8 protein-coding genes are annotated in these 9456 nt (G+C 48.1%); 7 read left to right on the plus strand and 1 reads right to left on the minus strand.

Annotation, left to right across the window (positions count from 1 at the left end):
* Positions 1-650: 650 nt before the first annotated feature.
* The 4 genes from AS151_RS17765 to AS151_RS17780 all read left to right on the plus strand — a co-directional run bounded on the left by AS151_RS17765 (position 651) and on the right by AS151_RS17780 (position 6007).
* A complete protein-coding gene (locus AS151_RS17765) occupies positions 651-2663 on the plus strand; it encodes a GspE/PulE family protein (protein ID WP_071518404.1) in 2013 nt (670 codons plus the stop codon).
* Between the two features lie 129 nt (positions 2664-2792).
* Positions 2793-3896, plus strand: a complete 1104-nt coding sequence (locus AS151_RS17770) for a type IV pilus twitching motility protein PilT (protein ID WP_071518405.1) — start codon at positions 2793-2795, stop codon at positions 3894-3896.
* 221 nt (positions 3897-4117) lie between these two features.
* Positions 4118-5257: a type II secretion system F family protein gene (locus tag AS151_RS17775; RefSeq protein WP_071518406.1), complete on the plus strand. Its 1140-nt coding sequence runs from the start codon at positions 4118-4120 to the stop codon at positions 5255-5257.
* 156 nt (positions 5258-5413) lie between these two features.
* The gene (locus AS151_RS17780) at positions 5414-6007 is read left to right on the plus strand and encodes a hypothetical protein (protein ID WP_071518407.1); all 594 of its coding nucleotides are present in this window, start codon (positions 5414-5416) and stop codon (positions 6005-6007) included.
* A gap of 116 nt (positions 6008-6123) precedes the next feature.
* Here AS151_RS17780 and AS151_RS17785 read toward each other — a convergent pair whose 3' ends face one another.
* On the minus strand, positions 6124-7149 hold the full coding sequence (locus tag AS151_RS17785) for a saccharopine dehydrogenase-like oxidoreductase (protein ID WP_071518416.1): 1026 nt from the start codon (positions 7147-7149) through the stop codon (positions 6124-6126).
* Between the two features lie 316 nt (positions 7150-7465).
* Here AS151_RS17785 and AS151_RS17790 point away from each other — a divergent pair, with 316 nt between their 5' ends.
* From AS151_RS17790 to AS151_RS17800, 3 genes are all read left to right on the plus strand, one after another.
* Positions 7466-7675, plus strand: a complete 210-nt coding sequence (locus AS151_RS17790) for a DUF2997 domain-containing protein (RefSeq protein ID WP_071518408.1) — start codon at positions 7466-7468, stop codon at positions 7673-7675.
* A gap of 143 nt (positions 7676-7818) precedes the next feature.
* Positions 7819-8205, plus strand: coding sequence for a DUF1257 domain-containing protein (locus AS151_RS17795; protein ID WP_071518409.1), 387 nt, complete (start codon positions 7819-7821; stop codon positions 8203-8205).
* Positions 8205-8672, plus strand: a complete 468-nt coding sequence (locus AS151_RS17800; protein ID WP_071518410.1) for a ferredoxin — start codon at positions 8205-8207, stop codon at positions 8670-8672. Before AS151_RS17795 ends, AS151_RS17800 begins: the two co-directional genes overlap by 1 nt.
* The last annotated feature ends 784 nt before the right edge of the window (positions 8673-9456 follow it).

The raw sequence follows: 9456 nt of genomic DNA on the forward strand, positions 1-9456 counted from the left end.
TGCGCGCGACCCGATCGTAGCCGCCCAACAACAAAGAGAAATTTCTCTAGCATACAGGTAAAGGATAGCTACACCAGCGTTTTTCTCCAAATCCCTCAGATAGATTTTTCTACCTGGATGGGGAAAATTGGCTTCTGGTGTGGTCGGAAAAATGGGAATTTCCTTGCATTGGTTAGTTTACCACAAACTTTGCTGAGATGACCGAAAGCGGAGGTGGTGGCCTTGGGGATGCGAACCTGGAGCAGGCAGGAACATTTTCCTTAAGTTACTCTACGTTTGGGAGCAATTGGTAGCAGCTACCTAAGGGAAATCCCCTCTAAGATCGATCGTAGGCGGTTTTTCCTGAGATCGAGCTGTTGCACCTGGGTACCCTCAATCTTGAGGGGGAACTCACCACAGAACCGAAGGGGTGGGTGCCTACGGGGTTTCCCCGCCAACGAGCGATTGGTTACCGCTAGCTCACCATCGACCGTCGCGGTTTTTGTGTAACCGTAATTTCAACCATCGCCGTCTTCGGACTCTGATGTCTGGATACCGGTGGCTTGCAGTTCGCGATCGCTGGTGTAGCTTGGGATTATCCGCATACCTGGAAGCTGCTTGTTTGCTAGCCAAAGGTACAACCGAATCACAGAATATATTTTTGACTCGCTATGAGTAACTTCACACCACAGCGACGTGCGCTGGTCAAAGTCTCCAATTTTTCTCCTTTCGGCAACCGACTGATCGAAGCCGGTTACGTCAACACCGAACAAATGCAAGAGGCCCTGACCAAAAGTCGTAAGACCGGCAAGCCCCTTGTAGAAATCCTCAAAGATATCACCGGCAAGCCCCTCCCCCCGGAACTGCTGCGTCAGTATCGCAAGCAACAGCTATTTGAGCTGAAAATTGTTTACGGGGTGGAGGCTTGCGATCCGGAAATTAACGAAGATATCACTTCCGAGAGCGTGGGCGAACTGGTTCATAAATACCTCCCCCTGGATGTGTGTCGCAACTACCAGCTACTCCCGTTACATGTTGAAGGGGAAGGCAGTTCTTCGCCGCGTCTGTGCGTTGCCATGGTCGATCCCGACAACTTAGAAGCCCAGGACAAGCTGCGACAAACCCTACGTTCTGTTGGTATGGGATTTACCCGACGCGCGATCGCCCAAGAAGACTATCAAAACCTCATGCAATCCCTGCTCGACGAGCAGGTGAAAAAGCAGGAGGAAGCCAAAAAACCCACCATGGACCTGGAGCTCAACCCCGATGCCTTTGAAGAGGTAGAGCTGGCAGAAGCACCGGACGAAGGGGGTTCTGAGGTCGATCTGGAGCAAGCCCTATCGGAAGCCGATACGGCACCCATTATTAAAACCGTTAACCAAATCCTTGCCAAAGCCCTCAAAGAGGGCATGTCTGATATTCACATCGAACCCCAAGAAGAATTTTTGCAAGTACGCATGCGCAAAGATGGCGTGCTACAAAAAGTGGCGGAATTCCCCAAAAAAATTGTGCCCGCCTTAACCTCCCGCTTCAAAATTATCTCCGATATGGATATTGCGGAAAGGCGGCAAGCACAGGATGGACGGATTCGCCGCACCTTCCAAGGACGGACGGTGGACTTCCGGGTCAACTGTTTGCCCAGCCGCTACGGGGAAAAAATTGTCCTGCGGATTTTGGACAACTCCTCCACCCAACTCGGCTTGGACAAACTGATCACCGATCCCGAGACCCTCAGCAACGTCCGGGAAACTGCCAACCGTCCCTTTGGCATGATTCTGGTAACCGGACCCACCGGATCTGGGAAATCGACCACCCTGTATTCCATACTGGCAGAGCGCAACGAACCGGGAGTCAATATTTCCACCGCGGAAGACCCCATTGAATACGCCCTACCTGGGATTACCCAGGTCCAGGTCATTCGGGAAAAAGACCTTACCTTTGCCAACGTATTGCGGGCTTTCTTGCGGCAAGACCCGGATATCATCCTAGTGGGTGAGACCCGGGACAAGGAAACCGCCAAAACCGCCATTGAAGCTGCCCTCACCGGTCACTTGGTGTTGACTACCCTGCACACCAACGACGCCTCTGGCGCGATCGCGCGTTTGGACGAAATGGGGGTCGAACCCTTCATGATTTCTGGTGCCTTGCTCGGTGTCCTAGCACAGCGTCTGATGCGGCGGGTTTGCAGCGAATGTCGCATTCCCTACCATCCCTCCCCAGAAGAACTGGCCCGCTACGGTCTGTCGGCTTCCCAAGAAACCGAAGCCACCTTCTACAAAGCCAACACCATTCCCCCCGAAGAACGACAGGCTTTACGGGAGCAAAACCAACTTTGCCCCAAATGCAACGGAGGCGGTTATAAAGGCCGTGTCGGCGTTTACGAATTTCTCAGCAACTCCGAAAAAATCTCCAACCTCATCAATGAAGGGGCCCCCACCTCCCTCATCAAAGAAACCGCTGTGGAAGAAGGTATGAAAACCCTGCTCTCCTACAGCTTAAATCTAGTGCGGGAGGGCTACACCACTTTTGAAGAAGTGGAACGGGTAACCTTCACCGATACTGGTTTGGAATCGGAAATGAAAGCCAAACGCAAGAGTTCCTTAACCTGCAAAACCTGTCAAGCTCAGTTACAACCGGAATGGCTGGATTGTCCCTACTGTCTGACACCGCGTTTCCAAGATTAAAGAACGTTGTGTTTGTGTTGAATTTTCTCGTGGGAATGGGAAAACTAACCATTAACTTCAGGGGAATTTCCCTTCTTCCCCTACACCAGTCCAACACTTAGTAATTTGCCTAGCGGGGGAAATTGGTTTATGGATTACATGATTGAAGACGTAATGGAATCTTTGATCGAGCAGGGTGGCTCCGACATGCACATTCAAGCTGGCGCTCCCATTTACTTTCGCATTAGCGGTCAGCTGACCACCCAACCTCAATTTGGTGAGACTCTCTCTCCCGAACATTGCCAAAAATTAATTTTTAGCATGCTCAACAACAGCCAGCGCAAAGAGCTGGAACAAAACTGGGAGCTAGACTGTGCTTACGGCGTCAAAGGGTTGTCTCGCTTTCGGGTAAACGTCTATCGGGAACGCGGCTGCTATGCGGCTTGTTTGCGAGCATTGGGGTCGAAAATTCCCAGTTTTGAAAAGTTGGGACTGCCACAAGTGCTTTTAAATATGGCAGAAAGACCCCGGGGCATGTTGTTAATTACCGGACAAACGGGTTCTGGCAAAACAACGACCATGGCAGCATTGCTAGATTATGTCAATCGCACCCGTTCCGAACATATCTTAACCATCGAAGATCCCATTGAATTTGTTTTCCCCAACATGAAATCTTTGTTTCATCAAAGACAAAGAGGGGAAGATACCAAAACATTTGCCAATGCCCTGAAAGGTGCTTTGCGGCAAGACCCCGATATCATTCTGATTGGGGAAATGCGCGACTTAGAAACCATCAGTTTAGCGGTATCAGCGGCAGAAACCGGTCACTTGGTGATTGGTACGTTGCACACCAACTCAGCTGCCGGTACGGTAGACCGCCTTTTGGACGTTTTTCCCCCAGAACAACAGCCCCAAATTCGCGCCCAGCTATCGGGTTCGTTGGTAGGCATTTGCAGCCAAAACCTGGCGAAGAAAATTGGCGGGGGACGTTGCGCTGCCCACGAAATTTTATTAAATACTCCAGCAGTGGGGAACTTAATTCGGGAAGGAAAAACTACACAAATTTATTCCACCATTCAAATGGGTGCCAAAGTGGGTATGCAAACCATGGAAATGTCCATGCATCGGCTTTATCTAGACGGGAAAGTCACTTACGAAGAAGCGATGGCAAAAACGGCCAACCCAGACGAGCTGCAACGTCTCATTGATGCCCAACCCAAAAGCGACAGCAAAGCCAAAGCCAAGAAAAAATAAAAAAACAACCCAACAGTCTTGTAGATGGGTTGCCTAGCGTATACATGTCGGTTCGTGAAGTTACAAGCCAAAGCTTCTACCCTGGTCAATTTTGAATGGGTAGAAGCTCCTCTCTGTTTCATTGAAATTCACTCCAATCAAAAGGAGGAAACTCTGCCAATCTAAGCTAAAAAATTTTTGCGTAGACATCCTCGTAGTTATTAAGATAATTGATATTTGTCATGGTACAAAACGTAGCGCCTCGTAGAGCCACGAAAACAAAATCTAAAAAAGGATTTGACTTCAAAGAATTCGAGGAAAAAGTCAATGTTGCTCTCAGTTCGATAACGGTCAAAGACCTAGCCATTTTTGCCCGCCAATTTGCTGCCATGTTTGGCGCTGGCGTCCCCATGATTCGGTGTTTATCCGTTTTAACCGAGCAATGTCCCAATCCCAAACTAAAAAAATCTCTCGAACAAATCAACGCGGAAGTACAAGAAGGCGGCGAACTATCCACCGCCATGCGCAAACATCCCGATGTTTTTGATAACCTTTTTGTCAGCATGGTGGCAGCTGGTGAAGTTGGTGGTGTCTTAGACGAAGTCCTCAATCGTTTGGCAGTTATTATGGAAAAAAATTCTAAACTGCAAAACGAAATCAACTCAGCCACCTCCTATCCCAAAACGGTTGCTTTCATTGCCATAGCTGCTTTCTTAGGCATGACCCGATTTTTGCTTCCCACTTTTGCCGGTATTTTTGAAAATCAAGGGGTAGAACTTCCTAAGTTTACCCAGATTATGCTAGCCATTAGCGAATTTTTGCAAGACCCGGTCAAAGTTGGTACAACAGTCGGGATTTTAATTGTCGCTTTTATTGCGTACAAGCAGTATTACAAAACGCCAGCCGGCAAGCTCACCATTGATGGTATTTTCCTGAAACTTCCTCTATTTGGAGATTTAATTCAGAAAACAGCAGTAGCTCGTTTTTGTACCATTTTTGGGACGTTAACTCGTTCTGGGGTACCGATTCTAAACGCCTTGGCGATTGTGGCAGATACGGCAGGGAACCAAGTTATTACCAATGCCATTAACAACGTACGCGAAGAATTACAGCAAGGTGGAGAAATGAGTATTGCTATTGACGAGCAAAATATTTTTCCACCCCTAGCAGTACAAATGATGGCGATTGGGGAAGAAACTGGGGAACTTGATAAAATGCTGATGAAAGTTGGTGAGTTTTACGAAGATGAGGTCGAACAAGCTGTTAAAGGATTAACCAGTGCCATGGAACCGATTATGATTGTTGGTGTCGGTGGCGTTGTGGTTTCGGTACTATTGTCGATGTACCTACCTATGTTTAAAATGTTTGAACACATTCAGTAGTTGGCTCTTGAAACTTAGGTTGACGGTTTGTTTTCTACCTACGAAAATGGCTCAAAGAGCTGTTATTTTTTCGCTTGAATTGACAAAAAATCTAGAAATTTTGGTTGTAGGAAAATTTTTCTAAATTTCCTGAACTATAGGGTTTAACGCAAAATTATGTCTTATTCCAAAACCAATTACGAAACTTTGCTGGCTGAGTGTAGCAATTCCCTATCCGCGATCGCGTTGCTAAGGCAGTACCGCGCCTACATGGAAATGATTCCCAGCTTGCGGCGTCCCAAAGAAAGCGTCGTTACTATCCCATTTCCCATTGTCCGGGTTCGCAATGAAATTGCTTCGACGACGATGAACAGTATGAAAATCAGTTCCGGGGAAGCGACTTGTTTGCCTTGCGATGTGGCGCTTTTAATGTGCGATCCGGAATGGAAAATTCAAACTGGCATCGACATTTTTCTCTTCATTCATCGTCCCCAAGAAGAGTTTTCCGAGTTGCTCATGCGTTGGCGAAAAACACAATTGTATTTAGATAAAGGCTACGAATGGATTATGCCTTTACGCTACAAACATATCTACGGGGAAGAATCGGAACGCTCCTATCCTTTATTTGTTTTATTCCCGGAAACACCCGAAAGAATTATGAAAGGATTGCGCGGTGCCAATTTGCCATTTGTGGTTCAAAGTGCTTCTTCGGCATCCACCGATTTAACCTCGGAAAGCATGTCGTCGATTCTATCTTCTTATTCCGAATAAACAAAAATCTATCGTACAAACCCCCCAACGATAGCTGGTCATTAGCCGATGGAGGCTTTTTCGTAAATTTCCTCCACCGACCAACAACCCGCCATTTCCATAGCTATGGTTACTCGCTAGCGAACGAATGCAGGCATCACTTCAGCGGCAGTAAAGACGCCGTGCATGCCTTGGCGATAGAGTTTGTATCCAGCTTTGAGATAACCGAAAGCCGTACCGCAAACATTGGCAGCCATACTGGTGTCGTCGCCTAGGGTGAAGGTATGGGTGGAAATTTTGCCTTCAAAGGTGCGACCGGTCACTTTGACGTTGGTACTCAAAGGTTTTTGGGGATTGCGCGTATCGACTACGCCACCGACGCTCACGCGATCGCGAGATACAATACCCGCCATTTCCAGCATCAAATCGTCCGCATGTTCCATATTTTCCAGGGTCAAAATGCCATTCGTTTGCTCCAGCAACGCCACCACTTCCTCATCGCTCATGGCATGGGCCTTTTCCACATCATAGCCAGGCATGTGGGCAATATCTTCGCGAATCGTGGCGCGATAGGCATCCCAGTTAGCAATTCCTACCCCAAAAGTAATTTTCACTTCGTGGATCTCGGCAAAACTCTGGGCAGCCACAGAAGCAGCAGCCGTAAGCAACCCTGGGGTAGCACCGCAACCGGTCATGTAGGTAATCCCTGCATCGCGCAATTCATCTGTGAGAGCCAAAATTTGCTCCATGGCACTGGTGCGTTTGAGAGCATCTACCAAAACCCCTTGCCAACCAGCTTCTACGAACTGACGCACCACCGAAGCCATAAACGTATTTGGTAAGTTGGGCAAAGCCAGGAAATAGCCATCTACATTGCCAGCATTCGCGATCGCAGTGGTAATGCTATTTTCGCTCAAATGGCCGCGCTCCGGATCGTATCCCAAAGATCCATACTGCTGGCAAATTTGATGGCAGCGGTCGGCATCCAACCCGTTGGCATCAAACACGTATCCGCTTTTATCCGCCGCCACCACCCACTGCATTTCCTGTTTGCCAGATAAAAGGCGGCTGGCAGCTTGACCCAATCCGCCAAACCCCAAAATGCCAACGCGCATGGGGAAGTAGCTTTGGTGAGTCCTGGTGGTAGCGGACTGGGTTTGCATAGCCCGATCGATTTTCATTGTCACTTCCAAAAAAAACTGCTAATTTGCCCGATCTTCCATTATCTACCGACTTTTGTCGTTTTTCGTCAATCCCCGTAATAGAGAAAAATTGCCAACAACCTTGACGCTTCCCAAGATTTACGCGAAACTTATCAGATATTAGAGTCCCCTTTCTCCTCTTTTATAATTTTTGTTAAGCGATGCAACGTACCACATACGTTTGCCACAATTAACGTAATCCAACTTTACCTTGGTAGCCATAGCATCTCTTTTTTGCCAACTACCGAGTCCGTTCTTCGACCCTGGGTGAAACCATATGGAAACTTTGGAATTTATCATCTATCCAGATGGTCGCGTTCGGGAGAAAGTTACCGGCATCCAAGGTTCTTCCTGTGCGGAAGTAACCGCCGCCATTGAAGAACAGTTGGGTCGGGTTCTTTCTCAAGAACGCACCTCCGAATACTTCGCCGAACCGCAGTGCGAATCGGCAACAGCGAAAAACCATGCCACGCAATCGCAGTGGTAATTTACTTTATAGGAAGGTGAAACATCCATTTTCACCTTCCCCACATCTTCTGTGTGCTTTTTTTTCAGCTCCCTCCCTGAGCTGTATTCGTACCGTTCGATAATTTTGTCCGTCAACTTGTTCGTTTTCAGGTAAAGGAAACTATGTCACACTTCAGCCATATCAAAACTCAAATTCGTAACCTTACCTCCCTAGAAACCGCTTTGCAAGAGTTGGGCATTTCTTGGAAATCCGGTCCCCAACCCGTACGCGGTTATGGCGGTCAAACCCGGGAAGCCGAAGTGGTTATCGAACAATCCAACGGCTACGACATCGGCTTCTGCTGGAACGGTCAAGAATACGAACTCGTGGCCGATCTGCAATACTGGAAACAACCTTGGACGGTTAATGGGTTCCTCAACCAAGTAACCCAACGGTATGCCTACCACACAGTGGTGAGCGAATCTGCCAAGCAAGGATTTCAAGTTGCCGAACAGCAAAAGAACGAAGATGGCAGCATGCATCTAGTTCTGCAGCGTTGGAGTGCGTAATGTCTGATTCTATGACCCCAGATAACAACGAAGTCACCGAAACACGTTCTGGTCTGGAGCCAGAACTCGGTGGTGCTTTACGAAACCAAAGCCAGCGATCGGGAATGGAACCCGAGTTGGGTGGCGCTTTGCGGCAACAAGGTGTTTATGTAGACGAAATCACCTGTATCGGCTGCAAGCATTGCGCTCATGTGGCTCGCAATACGTTCTATATCGAACCGGAATACGGTCGTTCCCGCGTAGTGCGGCAAGATGGCGATCCGGAAGAAGTCATTCAGGAAGCCATTGATACTTGTCCGGTTAATTGCATTCATTGGGTTGATTACGAAGAACTCAAGCGCTTAGAAGCCGAACGTCAGTATCAAGTGATTCCCATTGCCGGAATCCCCATTGAACGTGGAGCCATTCACGCTGCCAGCCGCCGCAAGCAAAAGCAAGCCCACCAGGGTCAACCAAACCAGTCGTAGGTAAGATTTTACCGAAAAGTGCTGTTTTTTTTGGAAAAATCCTCAATGGCTGTTACGGTCATTGAGGATTTTACGAAAAAAGACGGGACCTTGAAAGCCCTACCTCTTTCCCAGCAGGGAGGAAAAGCGACTCGTGCGGCTTTAGTCGCCGTCTTTTCGTCCATCATGTTGACTCTCAGCGACGAATTCTCGCCTCAAACCGACATGCCGCCAGATTTACGCCATCGAGTCGTGGTTGGAAATCTGTCGGCAAGTTGGGAATTATGGGGTGAGACAACGCAAAGATTGGGTCCAATCCCGAAAATCACCTGTCAGCGCCTGTCGTCTAGGAGGCGAGTACATCATTCCTGCCGATGTCCCTCGTCCTACCTATACCAGTCAGTGCAAGGCGTTCAGCTGCGCCAAGAAAGACCATCCCCAACCGAAAATCCCCCAATCACAAGTCTGGCAGCAAAAGTTCAAACGTTTGGAGACCACATGGGTGGACATGTATCGACGGGGATTTGGTTTTCCTAGCTTTAGAAAAAAAAGGGCGATTTCGCTCCTTTGTTTTCACCAAAGTCAAGGAAACCTGTATCGAAGGGAATCAAATCGACCTTCCGGAAATCGGGAAAGTACGGTTTTTTAAGTCTCGCGCCCTTCGGTGAGCAGGGCTGTTTCATTCTAGCAAAATAGGAAGCAGCTCATACCGCTTCCAGAACCATTTACGACCTTCTTTAATTGATATGAAACCTAAAACTCGGAAAAGATCGATCGCAATGGTGCGTAAAATCGAAAAATTGAC

Source organism: Geitlerinema sp. PCC 9228 (assembly GCF_001870905.1).
GTDB lineage: Bacteria > Cyanobacteriota > Cyanobacteriia > Cyanobacteriales > PCC-9228 > PCC-9228.

Bases quoted from the DNA above. Each gene is read 5' to 3' on its own strand.
- AS151_RS17775 (WP_071518406.1), top strand. From the start codon at position 4,118: ATGGTACAAAACGTAGCGCCTCGTAGAGCCACGAAAACAAAATCTAAA.
- AS151_RS17800 (WP_071518410.1), top strand. From the start codon at position 8,205: ATGTCTGATTCTATGACCCCAGATAACAACGAAGTCACCGAAACACGT.
- AS151_RS17770 (WP_071518405.1), top strand. From the start codon at position 2,793: ATGGATTACATGATTGAAGACGTAATGGAATCTTTGATCGAGCAGGGT.
- AS151_RS17795 (WP_071518409.1), top strand. From the start codon at position 7,819: ATGTCACACTTCAGCCATATCAAAACTCAAATTCGTAACCTTACCTCC.
- AS151_RS17765 (WP_071518404.1), top strand. From the start codon at position 651: ATGAGTAACTTCACACCACAGCGACGTGCGCTGGTCAAAGTCTCCAAT.
- AS151_RS17780 (WP_071518407.1), top strand. From the start codon at position 5,414: ATGTCTTATTCCAAAACCAATTACGAAACTTTGCTGGCTGAGTGTAGC.
- AS151_RS17790 (WP_071518408.1), top strand. From the start codon at position 7,466: ATGGAAACTTTGGAATTTATCATCTATCCAGATGGTCGCGTTCGGGAG.
- AS151_RS17785 (WP_071518416.1), bottom strand. From the start codon at position 7,149: ATGCAAACCCAGTCCGCTACCACCAGGACTCACCAAAGCTACTTCCCC.